Origin of the sequence: Xenorhabdus beddingii (genome assembly GCF_002127545.1) — a bacterium.
GTDB lineage: Bacteria > Pseudomonadota > Gammaproteobacteria > Enterobacterales > Enterobacteriaceae > Xenorhabdus > Xenorhabdus beddingii.
In genome coordinates this window covers 1-17797 of record NZ_MUBK01000017.1, presented here as the reverse complement: position 1 = coordinate 17797, position 17797 = coordinate 1, and the positions used below count along the sequence as shown (strand labels likewise).

The window sequence follows — 17797 nt, the reverse complement described above, 5'->3', positions numbered from 1 at the left end:
TAGTTAACTTTATGACATATAACACCTTTCTGAACTGACAAACGCGATATGCTGGCATCTCCTTTTCCAGATCATCTTTTGATGTCTTATTTTTGGTTTTTATTTCAATGAATAGTCGTAAAATTAAGGGGATACGTCCATTTAGTGCGTTGATTGACGCCTGTTGGAAAGAAACTTACTCTTTTCACCGTTTTATCAAAGACATGATTGCGGGGATCACGGTGGGAATTATTGCGATCCCGCTGGCAATGGCTCTGGCAATCGGCAGTGGTGTTGCACCACAATATGGCCTGTATACTGCGGCCATTGCCGGGATTGTCATTGCTATCACCGGAGGATCTCGCTACAGCGTTTCCGGGCCAACGGCAGCTTTTGTGGTGATCCTCTATCCGGTTTCACAGCAATTTGGCCTGAGTGGTCTGCTCATCGCCACCTTTATGTCAGGCATTATTTTGCTCGTCATGGGATTGGCGCGTTTTGGCCGGCTTATTGAATACATCCCCCTGTCTGTCACTCTGGGATTCACTTCTGGGATCGCAATAACTATCGCCACCATGCAGGTGCAGAATTTCTTCGGCCTGAAACTGGAACATGTGCCGGAAAATTATATTAATAAGGTGATTGCCCTCTCCCAGGCACTTCCTTCATGGCAACTCAGCGATACACTCATCGGTTTAACCACGCTTCTGATATTGATTTTTTGGCCAAAACTGGGATTGAAGTTACCGGGTCACTTACCGGCTTTAATTGCAGGCACGGGGGTTATGGGGATCATGCACCTGTTGGGTCATGATGTGGCAACCATTGGTTCATCATTCAGCTATACGCTGGAAGATGGGACACTCGGTCAGGGAATTCCCCCCATTCTTCCTCAATTTGTTCTGCCGTGGAATTTGCCCGATACCCATGCTTTTGACATTAGCTGGGATACCGTATCCGCCCTGTTGCCGGCTGCTTTTTCAATGGCCATGTTGGGGGCGATTGAGTCCCTGCTGTGTGCCGTTATTCTGGATGGAATGACGGGGAAAAAACATCATTCCAACAGTGAATTGATGGGTCAGGGCATGGGTAATATTATCGCCCCTTTCTTTGGCGGGATCACCGCAACGGCCGCTATTGCCCGTTCAGCCGCCAATGTCCGGGCAGGTGCGACCTCTCCGATTGCGGCAGTTGTTCATTCTCTGCTGGTATTATTGACACTGTTGGTTCTCGCCCCGATGCTCTCTTATCTCCCACTGGCGGCAATGTCAGCCATTTTGCTGATTGTGGCGTGGAATATGAGTGAAGCCCATAAGGTTGTGGATTTAATCCGTCGTGCCCCCAAAGACGACATTATTGTCATGTTGCTGTGCCTGTCATTGACGGTTCTGTTTGATATGGTCGTGGCAATCACAATAGGCATTGTGCTGGCCTCACTCCTGTTTATGCGCAAAATTGCCAACATGACGCGGATCAGCCTTTCTCCGTCAACGAGTCATGATAAAGGTTTGCTGGTTGTGCGCATTAACGGCCCGCTGTTTTTCGCCGCCGCAGAGCGTATTTTTGCGGAACTGAAAGAAACAGGAGCCGACTATCAAGCTATTGTTATGCAGTGGGATGCGGTTCCGGTTCTGGATGCGGGCGGTCTGCACGCCTTTCAGGGCTTTGTCCGGGAGATGGGCCAAGAAAAACACATTGTTGTGTGCGATATCTCCTTTCAGCCTTTGAAAACACTGGCACGAGCCAAAATCGAACCGATTGAAGGGCAATTGAGTTTTTATGCCACTTTATCCAAGGCGTTGCAAGAAATAGATCCCGCTTAGCCTGAGTACTTCGGCGAAACAAAAAACGGTTACAGGTCATTTACCCTGTAACCGTTTATCAGAAAAACCCGACAGATTCAGTGATTATTTGCTGGTATCCAGCTCCGGGAAATTTTTCACCACATCATCAATCGCTTTCATCTGCATCAGGAATGGCTCCAGTTTTGCCAATGGCAATGCGGATGGACCATCACATCGCGCATTTTCTGGATCAGGGTGAGATTCAAGGAACAGACCCGCAATCCCTACCGCCATACCCGCACGAGCCAGTTCAGAGACTTGTGCACGGCGACCACCGGAAGCGGCACCAAACGGATCACGGCACTGCAATGAATGCGTCACGTCGAAAATCACCGGAGCGCCATGGGTGGCTTGTTTCATGACACCAAAGCCCAGCATGTCAACCACCAGATTGTCGTAACCAAAGTTGCTGCCTCGGTCACACAAGATCACCTGATCGTTGCCGCCTTCTTTGAATTTCTCGACAATGTTGCCCATTTGACCCGGGCTGACGAACTGAGGCTTTTTGATGTTGATAATGGCGCCTGTTTTCGCCATCGCTTCAACCAAATCGGTCTGACGGGCAAGGAAAGCGGGCAACTGGATAACATCAACCACATCCGCAACCGGCTGGGCTTGCGCAGGTTCATGCACATCAGTGATGATTTTTACGCCGAAAGTCTGTTTCAGCTCCTGAAAGATTTTCATTCCCTCTTCCAAACCCGGCCCGCGATAGGAACTGATCGAAGAACGGTTAGCCTTATCAAAAGAGGCTTTGAAAACATAAGGAATGCCCAGTTTTTGCGTTACGGTCACATAATGCTCACAAATACGCATGGCCAAATCCCGTGATTCAAGGACATTCATACCACCAAACAGTACAAAAGGCAGATCATTTGCGACCTTGATGTCACCAATATTAACCACTTTCTGTTGCATGCTTATACCTTCTCTTAATTAAGGGCAAATAAATTTGCTGTATCCATAACAATAAATCAGGGGCAAAAAAATTTCGTCTCATGATGCGATTTAATGTAGGACGATCATTCTCTGCTCAATGGAGTTAATCTGCATTTTTATCATTTCTGAGATAGGGTCCTCAGGGCAGTGCTCCACAAAATAACTCAAATCCAAGACAGCAATGTGATTGCAATCGAGCTGCGCATAGATAAGCCCCCGGTCGCGGATTTCATACGGGTCATCGGGGTCAAACATCAGCACAATTTCACTGGCCTTAAGTGCCAGTTCCATCTTTTTCTCTTCCATTAAAGAAACTTTGATGGTGTCAGTGACTTTTCGCACGAGACTGATATTGTCAGCTTCTTGTAAGTCTTTCTTTTCCAGACGAATAGTCGGGCCAATATTGCCTTTCAGCCAGACATCCAGTGTATGTTCGTTCAGCGTATCGCCATTCATGGGATTAACAAACCATACAGGTTCATCCACTAAATCAATCCGCAAGATGAGCTGTGTCGGAAATATTACCGGCTGTACTGGCAAAGCCAACGCCTGAGCAATATGTGAAAATACGGTCCCCAACGCCACGGGAGCGCCCTGGCGTGAACGCAGGACACTATCCAACCACAGGGTATCAGACAAGCAGTACACCCCATTTGCCCCGCCGAATTTCCATTCGCGGTAAAAAAGTGTCAATAATGACTGCAATTTTACTTTAGTGTCGGTAATGGAGGCGAGTTTCTGCCGGGCTTCTTCAACCAAGGCAGCTAACTGTTCAGTCACCAACGTTTGAGGAAAATCAGGACGAATGGCCCGTGTTATTAGAATAATACCGTCAATCAGGGAGGCACTATTGAATTCATAATTAACTATGGTTTTCATCTTTATTCCATCGACCTACTGTAATACGTTCGTTACCACCATAATCCTGAAAAGTCGTTATCTGTTGATAACCGTTTTCCAAAAATAGGTTTCTGACAACGATCCCCTGTTTCCAGCCATGTTCCAATAATAGCCATCCGTTTGGTAACAGGAAGCGGCAAGCCTGCTCCACAATGGCCTGCAAGTCTGCCATGCCTTTCTGGGCAGCAATCAATGCCGTGGCCGGTTCAAACCTGACATCGCCTGTACGCAGATGAGGATCACGTTCATCAATATACGGAGGATTACTGACAATCATATCAAATTGTCGGTTTCCCACCGCAGAAAACCATGCACTTTGCAAAAAATTCACATTGTGAAAAGACAGTTTTCCCGCATTTTTTTCAGCATTGTGTTTCGCCAATGCGACGGCATCCGGGTTAATATCTACCCCGGTTATGTGACAGTCGTGTCGTTCACTGGCCAAAGCCAATGCAATTGCCCCGGTTCCCGTACCCAGATCCAAAATCTGTGCCGGTAAATCAGGTAACAATTCCAGTGCCTTTTCAACCAGGCACTCCGTATCAGGACGCGGGATCAAGGTCGCGGGGGATACGGCAAGCGACAACGACCAGAATTCACGCTCACCCACAATGTAAGCGATCGGCTCCCCCTGAATGCGGCGCGCCAGCAACGCATCAAGCTGATGAGCTTCTGCCGATGAAATAGGCGTTTCATTGAAGGCGATTAAATAAGTGCGGGAGCGCCCTGTGACATATTGCAGCAGGATTTCTGCATCACGTTTAGGACTGTCACTTTCGGTCAACTGCCTGGTCGCATGTTGGAGCCAATGTTGATAATTCATCAATCCTGCTCTGACAATGCGGATAGCTGATCTGCCTGATATTCGGTAATGATAGGCTGGATAAGCATATCCAGTTTACCTTCCATCACTTCTTCAAGACGGTATAGCGTCAGGTTGATACGGTGATCGGTCACTCGTCCTTGTGGGAAGTTATAGGTACGGTTGCGATCTGAACGGTCGCCGGAACCCAGCAGATTGCGGCGCTCAGAAGCCTCCGCTTCCTGACGTTTTCGTGCCTCGGCAGCCCGGATGCGCGCAGCAAGCACGGACATCGCTTTGGCCTTGTTTTTATGTTGGGAACGCTCATCCTGACACTCTACGACAATGCCTGTTGGCAGGTGGGTAATCCGAATTGCAGAGTCAGTGGTATTGACGTGCTGCCCACCCGCGCCGGAAGAACGAAAAGTATCAATTTTCAAATCGCCGGGGCTGATGTCCGGTAATTCGGCTTCCGGAATTTCCGGCAGAATAGCGACCGTACAGGCAGAGGTATGAATACGTCCCTGAGATTCCGTTTCCGGTACGCGCTGGACGCGATGACCACCTGATTCAAATTTCAAGTGACCGTAAACGTGTTCACCAGAAACTTTCGCAATCACTTCTTTGTATCCACCATGTTCACCCTCACTGGCGCTCATGATCTCCACTTTCCAACGGCGGGATTCTGCATAACGGCTATACATGCGGAATAAATCCCCGGCAAATATGGCCGCTTCATCCCCACCGGTTCCGGCACGGACTTCGAGGAAACAATTGCGTTCATCATCCGGATCTTTAGGCAATAACAGCACCTGGAGTTGCTGTTCCAATTCTTCATTACGAATTTTTGCGTCTTTGAGTTCTTCCTGCGCCATTTCCCGCATTTCGGGATCATCAAGCATCATCTCGGCTGTTCCGATATCATCCTGCACGCTTTTCCAGGCTTTAAAACAGTTGGTCACATCGGTAAGTTGAGCGTATTCCTTTGATAATGCACGAAAACGCTCTTGATCAGTGATCACTTCCGCATCACCGAGGTGAGCCAAAACTTCTTCATGGCGTTCTTGCAATGCTTCCAATTTAGCGACAATAGAAGGCTTCATTCGTAATATCAGACCTTATTTAGGATAGGGTTAGTTATGATCCAGCCCAAGGCTGTCCCGTAATAGATTCAGGCGTTCCAAATCGCCATCACTGGCGGCCTGTTGGAGAGATTTAGTCGGTGTGTGAATCAGACGATTCGTCAATTGGTGAGTCAATTGGTTAATGACCTGTTCAGCATCGGCCCCTTGCTTGATGGACATCAATGCTTTTGCCGTCATTTCAGCCCTGATTTTCTCTGCCTGTTCTCGATATTCGCGAATTGTATTAACTGCCCCCTGAGAACGCAACCAATCCATGAAGTGGCTGCTCTCTTGTTGCACAATCCCTTCTGCAACCACCGCTGCGGCTTTACGTTGGGCGAGGTTTTGCTGGATGATGGCCTGTAAGTCATCAACACTGTACAGGTAAACATCACTTAATTTTTCAACATCCGGCTCAATATCACGGGGAACCGCAATATCTACCAACAACATCGGCTGGTTACGGCGTAACTTCAACGCCCGTTCAACCATTCCCTTTCCAATAATCGGCAATGGGCTGGCGGTGGAGCTGATCACAATATCGGCTTCAGCCAACCGGGTATCAATGTCCGGCAGGGAAATGACTTCCGCATTCACTTCGCTGGCAAGTATCTGCGCCCGCTCTTTGGTACGGTTGGCAATCATCATGTGATGCACCCCGTGTTCTTTAAGGTGACGGGCGACCAGTTCAATCGTTTCCCCTGCCCCCACCAGCAAAATGGTCAGTTGAGAAAGAGATTCGAAAATTTGCCGTGCAAGCGTACAGGCGGCAAACGCCACGGAAACGGCATTGGCACCAATTTCAGTTTCTGTTCTGACCCGTTTGGCCACTGAGAAAGATTTTTGGAACAAGCGTTCCAGCTCACCCGATAAAGACTGGTAATTTTGCGACTCAGCGAAGGCTTTCTTCACCTGCCCCAAAATCTGCGGTTCTCCCAATACAAGAGAATCGAGGCCACTGGCGACTCGCATCAAATGGCTGACCGCATCATCATTTAAATGCCAATAGAGGCTGGCTTTCACGTCTTCAGGATTAAGCTGATGATAGCGGCATAGCCAATGAATTAACTGCTCTTTAAAATTATCTTGCTGTTCTACACTGAGATAAAGTTCGGTGCGATTGCAGGTTGACAAAACGACACCACCCCGCACCAGCGGTTGCTGGAGCAGGTCATCAAGAGCAAGCCCTATCGTGTCAGGAGAAAAGGCCACCCGTTCACGCAAAGAAACAGGGGCTGTTTTATGGTTGATACCCAGTGCTAATAAAGTCATGTTAACTGCGTTGAGTTATCACGGGGATCAGATTCATGATGATATTAATAACTATTCTCATAAACTCACACCCTTCATAAGGACTCTCATTGGCTGGGCATTTTACTTGATGCGTCAATGCAATAAAAGTCAATCAGACAGTTATCCGATAATTTATTTGAGAATTCTTACCAAATTTTCGCTAAATTAGTCCCTTGATTATAAACTTGGATGGCACATCCTCTACCAATAGATTGCTCAAAAAATTTCCCAATGAATTGCCAGTGTCAAACTCTCCTATTGCCAAGGGTTACCGTATGAAAATATTTTCTTTTTTCCGCCTGCTTCCCCTTTCCGGTGTCTTACTGACTGCCTGTACCGTCACACAACCGCTCACAGGCACCGGTTCAGCGGATAGCCCGCAATGGCATGCCCGCAAACAGCAACTGCAAAAGCTGGAGCATTACCAGACCAGAGGCGCTTTTGCTTATCTGGCAGATGAAAAAAAAGTTTATGCTCGTTTTTTCTGGCAACAATATTCACCTGACAATTATAAATTACTGCTGCTAAATCCCTTGGGTACGACAGAATTGGAATTATTCGTTGAGCCAAACAGCGTTCAGCTCACTGACAATAATGGTAAGAAGTACCTCAGTGATGACCCTGAATCTTTAATTTATCAGCTTACCAATATGAATATCCCGCTGGATAATCTTAAAAGTTGGATGATTGGTTTGCCCGGTGATGCCAAAGATTTTCAGCTCGACGCCAATTACCTGCTTAAATCCGTCAGTGACCGAAAAAAAGGGGAAAGATGGCAGGTCAATTATCAGGGATATGATACCTCGACGATCCCAGCCTTACCCAATCGCCTGGAGCTGACTCAAGGAAAAAACCGCATAAAGCTAAAGATGGATAACTGGACGACTCAATAATGACTTTGACCTGGCCTTCCCCGGCAAAATTGAATTTATTTTTGTATATCACAGGGCAGCGTCCCGATGGCTACCACGAATTACAAACCTTGTTCCAATTTCTGGATTATGGCGATGAAATAACCATCACCCCCCGCCAAGATAATCAGATCCGTTTGCTGACCCCGGTTGCAGGCGTAGCCCATGATGATAATTTGATCGTGCGTGCTGCCCGATTATTGCAGGCGCATTTATTACACAAGCGCAGATTACACAATCACCCTGCAAGTTCTCAACCCGGAACGCCCTGTCTGGGGGCAGACATTCAAATTGATAAATGTCTGCCGATGGGGGGCGGTTTGGGGGGCGGTTCTTCCAATGCGGCAACAATATTGGTCGCCCTGAACGCTCATTGGCAGGCTAACCTGTCCGATGACGAACTGGCGCAGTTGGGAGTCAGTCTGGGTGCTGACGTTCCCGTCTTTGTCAAAGGTCACGCAGCCTTCGCCGAAGGCATTGGGGAAAAACTCCAGCCCGCCTCACCGGAAGAGAAATGGTTTTTGGTCGCTCACCCCGGAATTGAGATAGCAACCCCGATAATCTTCACAGATCCTGAATTAAAAAGAAATTCTCCGATTCGTGCTCTGCCCGCATTATTACAGGCACCGTTTGCAAATGATTGTGAACCAATTGCAAGAAAACGTTTTCGTGAGGTTGAACAGCTTCTTTTATGGCTGCTAGAATACGCACCGTCACGCCTGACCGGAACTGGTGCATGTGTTTTCGGCGAGTTCGAATCCGAAGCATCAGCCCGTAAGGTGTTAAATTTAGCCCCAGAGTGGATGCAGGGCTTTGTTGCGCGTGGCGTTAACATTTCTCCGTTGCATACATTCCGCTCTGGGATATACTCGTGTTATTGACCCAATGAGCAATGTTTGTTTGATTGGTCAACAATATCTCTCTGGACGCAAGCCTGAGGTTTATCCCGTGCCCGATATGAAGCTTTTTGCTGGTAATGCTACACCTGAACTAGCACAACGTGTTGCCAACCGCCTGTACACTAGCCTGGGAGACGCTGCCGTCGGTCGTTTCAGCGACGGTGAAGTCAGTGTTCAAATCAATGAAAATGTACGTGGTGGTGATGTTTTCATCATCCAATCCACCTGTGCTCCAACCAACGACAACCTGATGGAATTAGTCGTTATGGTTGACGCGCTACGTCGTGCTTCTGCTGGCCGTATTACTGCCGTTATTCCTTACTTCGGTTATGCCCGTCAGGATCGCCGTGTTCGTTCAGCTCGTGTACCTATCACCGCCAAAGTTGTCGCGGACTTTTTGTCCAGCGTTGGAGTAGACCGTGTTCTCACGGTTGACCTGCACGCCGAACAGATCCAGGGTTTCTTTGATGTTCCGGTTGATAATGTATTTGGTAGCCCAATCCTGCTGGAAGATATGCTCCAGCAAGATCTGGAAAACCCTATCGTTGTTTCCCCAGACATCGGCGGTGTTGTCCGTGCCCGTGCGATTGCCAAGCTGCTGAACGATACCGATATGGCTATCATTGATAAGCGTCGCCCACGCGCAAACGTTTCTCAAGTGATGCATATTATTGGTGATGTTGCTGGCCGCGATTGCGTTCTGGTTGATGACATGATCGATACAGGCGGCACACTGTGCAAAGCGGCTGAAGCATTGAAAGAGCGCGGAGCGAAGCGGGTGTTTGCTTATGCTACCCACCCTATCTTCTCTGGTAATGCAGTAGAAAACATCAAGAACTCAGTGATAGATGAATTTATTGTCTGCGACACCATTCCTCTGTCTGATGAGATCAAGGCGTTGAACAAAGTGCGTACTTTGACACTGTCTGGCATGCTTGCTGAAGCTATTCGTCGTATCAGCAATGAAGAGTCCATCTCTGCGATGTTTGAACACTAATGTTTAAGCCTTAGCGTAAATATTAAGCGCTAACTTATTCAAATGATTAAATAACGCATTGCTTGCAAAACCCCGTTACTGCATCCGCAGTAACGGGGTTTTCTGTTTATTTTATATACCTGGTTTACTATTTTATTAATAACTAATAACATCGATAAATAGAAAAACTGAGTTAATAATTAATATTATCAACAATTTAACTAAGTTATCGTGAATTTTTCTTAATAAAGAAAAATGATGAATTTACATTCAGACTGAAATTAATTTCTCACCAACACGCCAAACCATCTGGTACGTCCAGTTATCAAACCCTTTCACAATGCTGGTGTCATTGAATTGTTGCTGCTAACCTGCTGAAAACCTGATGGCGACAGGTTTTTTCATTTTCTCGCGTCACAAAATTGTATCAATAGACAGGTATTATCTCCTAACTTGAAAAATAAATTTATCTAATATATTTGCAACCAGTATTAAAAATAAAGTCAGCGCTTTTTAGTCTGAATCTACTAACTTACGAGTGAGTATTCATCAGACTATTTTAGGAAGTCTTCAAGCATTGGGTATTCTGACATCACATTATTTATAAAAAATCAGCAGCAACATGGAATATCGATAACAGGGAACCATACTTAATTGCTGGCAGCCATGATCATGAAGTTAACTGCCTGATATTTATTGACTTAAATAACCAAACACTCAGCGTCTCAGAATGCTTTTTATGCAGAGACGAGAGGCTGATTAATAACAAAAACAACTTCTTAAGGAGAATGCCAATGAAAAAGGCATTTTTATTCACACCTGCACTGTTAGCGCTTTCAATCAATGCCATTTCTAATGCCAATGCTTATGACAAGCTCGTGGATATCGGTGATAGCCTGACCGATGGTAAAACAAGATATACCTCAGATGGTACAACCAGTAAGTTATATTATGACTATATTGGTCAACTCATAGGCATAAAGGATGGTGCTAACTATGCTCAGGGTGGGGCGACAGCTCTTGAATACATTAAAGGCGGGAAAAATACCAGACAACAAGTAGAAGCCTACCTGAATGCTCATGATCAGCAAGCCGACTCCAATGCCATCTATATTCATTGGGTAGGTGGTAATGACCTTGCCTACGCCCTCATTGCTGGTCAGAAAGATCCTCGGCAGGGTTATAACATTGTTAATACCAGCGCGACCGCAGCAGCCAATCAAATTAATGAACTGATCGAAAAAGGTGCCGGACTGATTATCGTGCCTAACGTTCCTAATGTAGGAATAACACCTAAGCTGATGGAAAACATGATAAAAGAAGGATTGAAAAGCAAAGGTATCCCCGAAGATAATGTCAACCTTATTTTACAAGGCATTCATGCAGAAATTAATAAATATGAAATCCCCAATGGGGCAGCGCGTGATTTTGCATTAAAAAAAGTTTTCCATGGGCTGGCAGAAAAAGGGGCGAAATTAATTCCGGGGGCTTCTGCTGAAGCGATTGAAAAAGAACTCACAGAAGGCTATGGAAAAATCAGCAAAGAGGCTTCAGAACGCACTAACACTTATAACGATTTAGTCGATAAAAAAATCAGCAAACATGGTGGCAATATCCTACGCGCTGATATCAATGGCTTGCTGAAAGAAGTTATAGAAAATCCGACTATTTATGGCATCCAAAACACGTTAGGTTATGCCTGTGAACAAGGCAAAAGCGCCGATAAATGCTCCTCCAACGATTCAGGATTTACCAAAGACAAACAGTTCCTATTCTCTGATGATTTCCACCCAACGCCGTTGGGACACAAGATAATGGGTCAATATATTGTCTCTATTTACAATGCGCCATTTCAGGTCATGACCCTGAATCAGGTTAACCGTGCGCCGGTTAAAAGTGCGCTCTCTTCCCTTGACGGTCACCTGCAACAACTGCGCAACGGCGGCAATGAACAGGGTAAGATCGGTATTTTTGGTGGCTACACGGGCAGCCAGAACAAAACCTTTACCCTGGGTGGCGATTATCAGTTGCTGGATAACCTGCTGTTGGGTGGCATGTACTCTAACTATAAAGATGAACGCACGCCGGCGGCTGACTTCACTTATGCAGGCCGTGGCCATGTTCTGACAGCCTACACATTGTGGAATTACTACCGCAACGGCTGGCTGAGTGGCGACCTGCATTATTCACGTACCCACTATGATAGCCTGACCCGTTCCATCCAGCTTGGTGAAGCCACCCGCAGAGAAACGGGTTCAACCACAGGTAAACAATGGGGAGCGCGTATTGCCGCAGGTTGGGATATCCCTGTCACCAGCTATCTGAGCACCAGCCCAATCGTACAGTATGCCTGGAGCAAAGGTGAAGTTGATGGCTATCGTGAACCCGATAACAGCAGCGCTTCCATGCATTTTGGTGATCAAAACTATACGTCTGAAGTGGGAACCGTGGGCTGGCGGGTGGATACCCATCTGGGACGCTTCAATCCTTACGCCTCCATCCAGTTCAATCACCAATTTGGTGATACCCACTATAAACTGAGCGGTGCGATTAATTCCAGCGAAACTTCTTTTGTGCAGGAGAGTGGCAAACAGAGCACCAACTGGCGCCAATACACCGTCGGCGTGAACGCGAAACTCTTCAATAACCTGCGTGGATTTGCTTCCGTCACTCGTCATGACGGCAGTGCTCAAGATCCTAACTACAATTTCAGTTTAGGTATTAACGCCAGTTTCTAATTCTGTCGCAATAAATCGATGTAAATTGACCTTCTAAAAAACAGAAATAGACCCTCGATAAGCAACGCAAGGCAATCATCCTACTGCCTTGCGTTTTTATTTTCTCTCCATTGAGCATTCGCAGACACATTTTAACATCAGGTTGAACTTCCATATAGGTAGACAAAAGTAGTATCAGGATGAAATCAGCCTGCAACCAAATAATATAGATAAGAAAATTTATTTTTAATTCATGGTGTTGGGCTGACATAAAAATAGCGAACTATTTTTTCCCGGAGAAAAAAATGAAAAGAGCACTTTTTTTAATCCCCGCCACAGCAGCATGCTTATTAAGTTTTACTACCCATGTCCATGCCTACAATAATGTTTATGTTTTTGGTGATAGTTTAAGTGATGGGGGAAATATTGGGAGATTTACAACAGATGGAAAAGACTCCGAACTCTATGATGAGTATATAGCAGACAAACTCACTGGAAAAAAATTAATCCCATCTGAACGTGGTGGTACTAATTATGCGTATGGAGGGGCTACGACTAATGGTGCAGGAGATCCCTCGGATTTTTTTGTTAATTCCACGGAAAAACAACTTGATGATTATCTGAAAGCTCACTCTGGACGGGCTGATCCTAATGGTGTGTACATACATTGGGTGGGGGGCAATAATATTGCCTATGCCCTGAAACAGTTTGCAAGTGGTGGCAAGGAACATTTTATCAATTATGGCGCCGCCGACGCCGCATCGCAGGTCAATAAACTTCTTAAGGCTGGGGCAGGATTGGTCATTGTACCTAATGTTCCCGATGTGGGTATAACACCAAAAATTTTAGAGGCCGTACTTCGGGCGGCTTTGGAAAAAAAAGGACTACCTAAGAAAGAGATCGATAATACGATAAAACAAGTTCATCAAGCCATCAACAAATACCCTACCCCAAATAACGAATACCGGAATAAAATTATCGAAGGCGTTTTTAAACAGATTGCCGACAAAAACTCTCCCCAAGACCCCAATAAAGCGAAAGAAGTTTACCGTCAACTACTTGATGCCTATAATAAAAATAGCAAAATGGCTTCCGAATTTTCTGATGAGTTCAACCGAAAGGAAGACGAACAGCTTGGTGATGGTAATATCCTGCGTGCTGATATCAACGGCTTATTACGGGAAGTGATTGAGAATCCCACCATTTATGGTTTCTCCAATACTCTGGGCTATGCCTGTCCACCAGACCTGTTTGCTGCCATGCATTGCTCTTCTTCCGATCCCGATTTTGATAACAGCCAGTCATACTTGTTTTCTGATGAATTTCACCCGACACCGGCGGCACATAAGATAATCGGTCAGTACATTATGTCGATCTATAACGCCCCGCTACAAGTGATAGCCTTAAACTCTATCAATCGAATTCCCGTCACAAACACGCTCAGCTCACTTGATGGACATTTGCAACAACTTCGCAATGGCCATCATGCCCAAGGAAAAATAGGCGTATTCGGCGGTTATACCGGCAATAACAATACGACCCTCGTATTGGGTAGCGATTATCAACTGACTGATAATCTACTATTAGGCGTCACCCTTTCACGTTATCGAAATGAACAGGATGCAACCTCTAATTTCAGTTATTCAGCCACGGCTCATGTCGTGACAGCTTATACACAATGGAATTACGATGACAACGGCTGGGTGAATGGTGATTTGCATTATTCACGCACCCACTATGACAGCCTGACCCGTGCCATCCAGCTTGGCAGTGCCACCCGCAGAGAGACGGGTTCAACCACAGGTAAACAGTGGGGAGCCCATATTACCGCAGGCTGGAATATCCCTGTCACCCCCTATTTGTCCACCAGCCCAATCGTGCAGTATGCCTGGGACAAAGGAACTATCAATGGCTATCGTGAATCAGGCAAAAATAGTACGTCCATGCATTTTGGAGAACAGCGCTATAATTCCAAAGTGGGTTCTATCGGTTGGCGGGTGGATACTCAATTGGGGCGTTTCAATCCTTATGCCTCTATTCTGTTCAATCATCAATTCGATGACGAGAGCTATACTGTTCGCAGCGCAATCAATTGGACCAAAACCAGTTTTGTCCAACCGGGACAAAAACAGGATAGAAACCACGTTCAATACACGGTTGGGGTTAATGCCAATTTGACCAATAATTTTCATGCATTCACCGCCGTATCACATGAAAAAAGCGACAATTCCCCGGATAATAACTATAATTTCAGCTTCGGTTTCAATGTCAGTTTTTGAGATAGCTAACTTTGGGTAAGCTGAGGGAAAAATGCGAAAGGAAATTAACAAGCAAGAATAAGGCGGTAATACATTGCCGCCTTATTCTCTACTCATTGAAGAATTTTTATCTGTGAAGCACGTCTACATGCAACAATTTATGTAACACAATCTATTTAAGACAGTTTATTTAAAACAAGTTATGTCAAAGACCCCATGAAATAATTACGAATGCCGATGTTTTTTACGGCGATAACGCGCATCGTAATTTTTCAGCCACCAATATTTGTCAGTAACCTGTTCCCGGCCACCCACACTGGCGCCAGCCAGCCAAATAAATGCACCGAGGAATAATCCCATTAATGCACTGCCTGAAAGTAATTCTGAATACCCAAAATTGAAAATGTGGCTGAATAATATATAAGCTAAACTGATAAGCATCGCCGCCATTCCCAATCCCATGAGAATATTACCGAAAATAAACGCTTGTTTACGTCCCATAACCCACCTCCAATACTTTTTGTGAACGCTTTGTGAACGCCAATGCGTAAAAACCACGAACTCAAAAGCACGAAAGTCACTATCTTCTTTGTATATTGATTATAGCCTTTAAATTTAAAAGGTTATTGCGGCCTTGATCACAAGCTGTATAAATTTAGACCTAATATTTTACATTTTATTGAAATAAGATTTATTAAGAACACGATTAATGAGTTTTGTACTCAAGCCTTGAGATCGGTAAACTATCCCCCTTTTGTTCTATTGCCAATAAGCGAATCTAAACAGTGAGTAACATAAAATTAATCGTTGGCCTGGCAAATCCTGGAGCTGAATATGCACAGACCAGACATAATGCCGGAGCATGGTTTGTCGATTTGTTAGCACAACGCCATAACCAGTCTCTGAAAGAAGAGAGTAAATTTTTTGGCTATACCGCCCGCATCAACGTCAGTGGGCAAGATATTCGCCTGCTAGTACCGGCGACGTTCATGAACCTCAGTGGTAAATCAGTCCTTGCCCTGGCAGGATTCTACCGCATCCAACCAGACGAGATTCTGGTGGCCCATGATGAACTGGACCTACCGCCCGGCGTGGCAAAAATGAAATTGGGTGGCAGCAATGGCGGTCATAATGGTTTGAAAGACATCCAAAATAAATTCGGCAATAACCCCAACTTTCATCGCTTGCGTGTTGGTATCGGCCATCCGGGTGACAAGAGCAAAGTCGTGGGTTTTGTGCTTGGCAAGCCTCCTGCCAGTGAGCAAAAACTGATTGACGATGCCATTGATGAAGCATTGCGCTGTACTGACATCCTTATCAAAGATGGTATGTCCAAGGCGATTAACCGCCTACATGCCTTTAAAGCCAGCGCCTAGCTGGGAGTGCGTGGCACAGCCGATTATTGCGTGTATAATGGCGCCAATTTTGTATAACTCACCGACAGGCATATGTCCGTTGGTTTATAAGTGATCTAAGGTGATAAATTTATGGGATTCAAATGCGGTATCGTTGGCCTGCCTAACGTTGGGAAATCTACATTATTCAATGCGCTGACCAAAGCAGGTATCGAAGCAGCAAACTTCCCGTTTTGCACTATCGAGCCAAACACAGGCGTTGTGCCGATGCCAGACCCACGTCTTGACCAATTGGCTGAGATTGTCAAACCCCAGCGCATACTGCCAACCACGATGGAATTCGTGGACATTGCGGGTCTGGTAAAAGGGGCTTCGAAAGGTGAAGGTCTGGGCAACCAATTTCTGACCAACATCCGTGAAACAGAAGCTATCGGCCATGTGGTACGCTGCTTTGAAAACGACAATATCATTCACGTTTCTGGTCAGGTTGATCCTGCTTCTGACATTGATGTTATCAACACCGAACTGGCGCTGTCTGATTTGGATACCTGCGAACGCGCCATCCAGCGTGTACAGAAGAAAGCCAAAGGTGGCGATAAAGACGCCAAGGCAGAACTGGACGTTTTGGAGAAATGCCTTCCTCACCTTGAACAAGCCGGTATGCTGCGCGCTTTAGACCTGAGCGCAGAAGAAAAAGCGGTGATCCGTTACCTGAGTTTCCTGACCCTGAAACCCACCATGTACATTGCCAACGTCAATGAAGATGGCTTTGAGAATAACCCACACCTTGATACCGTCCGTGCCATTGCGGAAAACGAAGGTTCGGTTGTTGTTCCTGTTTGTGCTGCCATTGAAGCGGATATCGCAGAACTGGAAGATGCCGACCGTGAAGAATTCATGGCTGAGCTGGGGCTGGAAGAGCCGGGCCTGAACCGTGTTATTCGCGCGGGCTACCAACTGCTGAACCTGCAAACCTACTTTACTGCGGGCGTGAAAGAAGTACGTGCCTGGACTATTCCTGTCGGTGCAACCGCTCCACAGGCGGCGGGCAAGATCCACACTGACTTTGAAAAAGGCTTTATCCGTGCCCAAACCATCGCGTTTGACGATTTTATCACTTACAAAGGTGAGCAAGGCGCGAAAGAAGCCGGCAAGATGCGCGCAGAAGGAAAAGAATATATCGTTAAAGATGGTGATGTCATGAACTTCTTGTTTAACGTTTAATCGTTTCTTTTGTCTTCGGGCACCCAAAAAATCCACGCCATGGCGTGGATTTTTTGTTATTTCCCTGCGATGGATTTATGCTGGATAAATTTCTTTGGGCGGATAGCATTATTTATCAGATGCCGGGTTGGGGGATGGAAGCCCCGTGGATTTTAAAAAAATACGTTGATGAAGTTTTTAGTGCGGGCCATAGTTCGTTATTTAAAAATGATGGAAGAACCCGCAATGATCCTAGAAAAAAATATGATTCTGGCGGTCTGGTACAAGACAAGACTTATATGTTTCCAGTGACCTGGAATGCACCACTGGAATCGTTTGAAGACCCCGAACAATTTTTTGAAGGAAAAGGCGTTGATAGCGTTTACTATCCTTTTCTTGACATCCTCCCCGTCCTAAAAGACGGGGATCCCTACCGCGTTCAGACCGGGGCCTGACTCGCCTCGGTGGGTTCCTGCTTCAACGGGCGGCCTGACTGCACCCTCCCTCCACAGGCAAGCACGACATGTCCTGCCGCTAAAATGTTACGTGCACCGTTGATATCGGCATTGGCGCTATATCCGCATACCTGACACACGA

14 protein-coding genes and 2 pseudogenes are annotated in these 17797 nt (G+C 46.1%); 9 read left to right on the top strand and 7 right to left on the bottom strand.

Annotated elements, in window-relative coordinates:
• Nucleotides 1–107 precede the first annotated feature (107 nt).
• On the top strand, nt 108–1802 hold the full coding sequence (gene dauA, locus Xbed_RS11040; RefSeq protein WP_086112984.1) for a C4-dicarboxylic acid transporter DauA: 1695 nt from the start codon (nt 108–110) through the stop codon (nt 1800–1802).
• Between the two features lie 84 nt (nt 1803–1886).
• Here dauA and kdsA read toward each other — a convergent pair whose 3' ends face one another.
• From kdsA to hemA, 5 genes are all read right to left on the bottom strand, one after another.
• Complete coding sequence (gene kdsA, locus Xbed_RS11035; RefSeq protein WP_086112983.1) at nt 1887–2741, bottom strand: 3-deoxy-8-phosphooctulonate synthase; 855 nt, start codon at nt 2739–2741, stop codon at nt 1887–1889.
• Nucleotides 2742–2831: 90 nt separating this feature from the next.
• Entirely contained in the window at nt 2832–3641 is an 810-nt protein-coding gene (gene sirB1, locus Xbed_RS11030; RefSeq protein WP_086112982.1) for an invasion regulator SirB1, read from the bottom strand.
• Nucleotides 3625–4485 carry a peptide chain release factor N(5)-glutamine methyltransferase gene (gene prmC / locus Xbed_RS11025; RefSeq protein WP_086112981.1) on the bottom strand — a complete coding sequence of 287 codons (861 nt, stop codon included), beginning with the start codon at nt 4483–4485 and terminating at the stop codon, nt 3625–3627. The genes sirB1 and prmC overlap by 17 nt, the downstream gene beginning before the upstream one ends.
• Nucleotides 4485–5567: a peptide chain release factor 1 gene (prfA, locus tag Xbed_RS11020; protein ID WP_086112980.1), complete on the bottom strand. Its 1083-nt coding sequence runs from the start codon at nt 5565–5567 to the stop codon at nt 4485–4487. Before prfA ends, prmC begins: the two co-directional genes overlap by 1 nt.
• Before the next feature lie 30 nt (nt 5568–5597).
• Nucleotides 5598–6860 carry a glutamyl-tRNA reductase gene (hemA, locus tag Xbed_RS11015; protein ID WP_086112979.1) on the bottom strand — a complete coding sequence of 421 codons (1263 nt, stop codon included), beginning with the start codon at nt 6858–6860 and terminating at the stop codon, nt 5598–5600.
• Nucleotides 6861–7156: 296 nt separating this feature from the next.
• On the opposite strand from hemA, the gene lolB reads away from it, so the two are divergent.
• The 5 genes from lolB to Xbed_RS10990 all read left to right on the top strand — a co-directional run bounded on the left by lolB (nt 7157) and on the right by Xbed_RS10990 (nt 14663).
• Nucleotides 7157–7774: a lipoprotein insertase outer membrane protein LolB gene (gene lolB / locus Xbed_RS11010; protein WP_086112978.1), complete on the top strand. Its 618-nt coding sequence runs from the start codon at nt 7157–7159 to the stop codon at nt 7772–7774.
• Nucleotides 7774–8673 (top strand): 4-(cytidine 5'-diphospho)-2-C-methyl-D-erythritol kinase, encoded by a 900-nt coding sequence (gene ispE / locus Xbed_RS11005; protein WP_086112977.1) that lies wholly within the window; start codon nt 7774–7776, stop codon nt 8671–8673. Before lolB ends, ispE begins: the two co-directional genes overlap by 1 nt.
• A 67-nt stretch (nt 8674–8740) precedes the next feature.
• A complete protein-coding gene (gene prs, locus Xbed_RS11000; protein WP_139837481.1) occupies nt 8741–9688 on the top strand; it encodes a ribose-phosphate diphosphokinase in 948 nt (315 codons plus the stop codon).
• A 773-nt stretch (nt 9689–10461) separates the two neighbouring features.
• Entirely contained in the window at nt 10462–12405 is a 1944-nt protein-coding gene (locus Xbed_RS10995; protein ID WP_086112975.1) for an autotransporter outer membrane beta-barrel domain-containing protein, read from the top strand.
• A gap of 284 nt (nt 12406–12689) precedes the next feature.
• Nucleotides 12690–14663, top strand: coding sequence for an autotransporter outer membrane beta-barrel domain-containing protein (locus tag Xbed_RS10990; RefSeq protein WP_086112974.1), 1974 nt, complete (start codon nt 12690–12692; stop codon nt 14661–14663).
• Nucleotides 14664–14867: 204 nt separating this feature from the next.
• Here the strand turns inward: Xbed_RS10990 and ychH are convergent, their stop codons facing one another.
• Nucleotides 14868–15143 (bottom strand): stress-induced protein YchH, encoded by a 276-nt coding sequence (gene ychH, locus Xbed_RS10985; RefSeq protein ID WP_086112973.1) that lies wholly within the window; start codon nt 15141–15143, stop codon nt 14868–14870.
• 284 nt (nt 15144–15427) lie between these two features.
• Here ychH and pth point away from each other — a divergent pair, with 284 nt between their 5' ends.
• From pth to Xbed_RS10970, 3 genes and pseudogenes are all read left to right on the top strand, one after another.
• Nucleotides 15428–16018 carry an aminoacyl-tRNA hydrolase gene (gene pth / locus Xbed_RS10980; protein ID WP_086112972.1) on the top strand — a complete coding sequence of 197 codons (591 nt, stop codon included), beginning with the start codon at nt 15428–15430 and terminating at the stop codon, nt 16016–16018.
• Nucleotides 16019–16129: 111 nt separating this feature from the next.
• Nucleotides 16130–17221, top strand: coding sequence for a redox-regulated ATPase YchF (gene ychF, locus Xbed_RS10975; RefSeq protein ID WP_086112971.1), 1092 nt, complete (start codon nt 16130–16132; stop codon nt 17219–17221).
• A gap of 80 nt (nt 17222–17301) precedes the next feature.
• Nucleotides 17302–17655 (top strand): annotated as a pseudogene (locus Xbed_RS10970) (NAD(P)H-dependent oxidoreductase); the annotation flags it as partial.
• On the opposite strand, the pseudogene Xbed_RS10965 reads toward Xbed_RS10970, so the two are convergent.
• Nucleotides 17640–17797 (bottom strand): annotated as a pseudogene (locus Xbed_RS10965) (RNA-guided endonuclease InsQ/TnpB family protein); the annotation flags it as partial. The pseudogenes Xbed_RS10970 and Xbed_RS10965 overlap by 16 nt on opposite strands.

Bases quoted from the DNA above. Each gene is read 5' to 3' on its own strand.
- lolB (WP_086112978.1), top strand. From the start codon at position 7,157: ATGAAAATATTTTCTTTTTTCCGCCTGCTTCCCCTTTCCGGTGTCTTA.
- sirB1 (WP_086112982.1), bottom strand. From the start codon at position 3,641: ATGAAAACCATAGTTAATTATGAATTCAATAGTGCCTCCCTGATTGAC.
- Xbed_RS10995 (WP_086112975.1), top strand. From the start codon at position 10,462: ATGAAAAAGGCATTTTTATTCACACCTGCACTGTTAGCGCTTTCAATC.
- kdsA (WP_086112983.1), bottom strand. From the start codon at position 2,741: ATGCAACAGAAAGTGGTTAATATTGGTGACATCAAGGTCGCAAATGAT.
- prmC (WP_086112981.1), bottom strand. From the start codon at position 4,485: ATGAATTATCAACATTGGCTCCAACATGCGACCAGGCAGTTGACCGAA.
- hemA (WP_086112979.1), bottom strand. From the start codon at position 6,860: ATGACTTTATTAGCACTGGGTATCAACCATAAAACAGCCCCTGTTTCT.
- ychF (WP_086112971.1), top strand. From the start codon at position 16,130: ATGGGATTCAAATGCGGTATCGTTGGCCTGCCTAACGTTGGGAAATCT.
- Xbed_RS10990 (WP_086112974.1), top strand. From the start codon at position 12,690: ATGAAAAGAGCACTTTTTTTAATCCCCGCCACAGCAGCATGCTTATTA.
- prfA (WP_086112980.1), bottom strand. From the start codon at position 5,567: ATGAAGCCTTCTATTGTCGCTAAATTGGAAGCATTGCAAGAACGCCAT.
- dauA (WP_086112984.1), top strand. From the start codon at position 108: ATGAATAGTCGTAAAATTAAGGGGATACGTCCATTTAGTGCGTTGATT.
- ychH (WP_086112973.1), bottom strand. From the start codon at position 15,143: ATGGGACGTAAACAAGCGTTTATTTTCGGTAATATTCTCATGGGATTG.
- ispE (WP_086112977.1), top strand. From the start codon at position 7,774: ATGACTTTGACCTGGCCTTCCCCGGCAAAATTGAATTTATTTTTGTAT.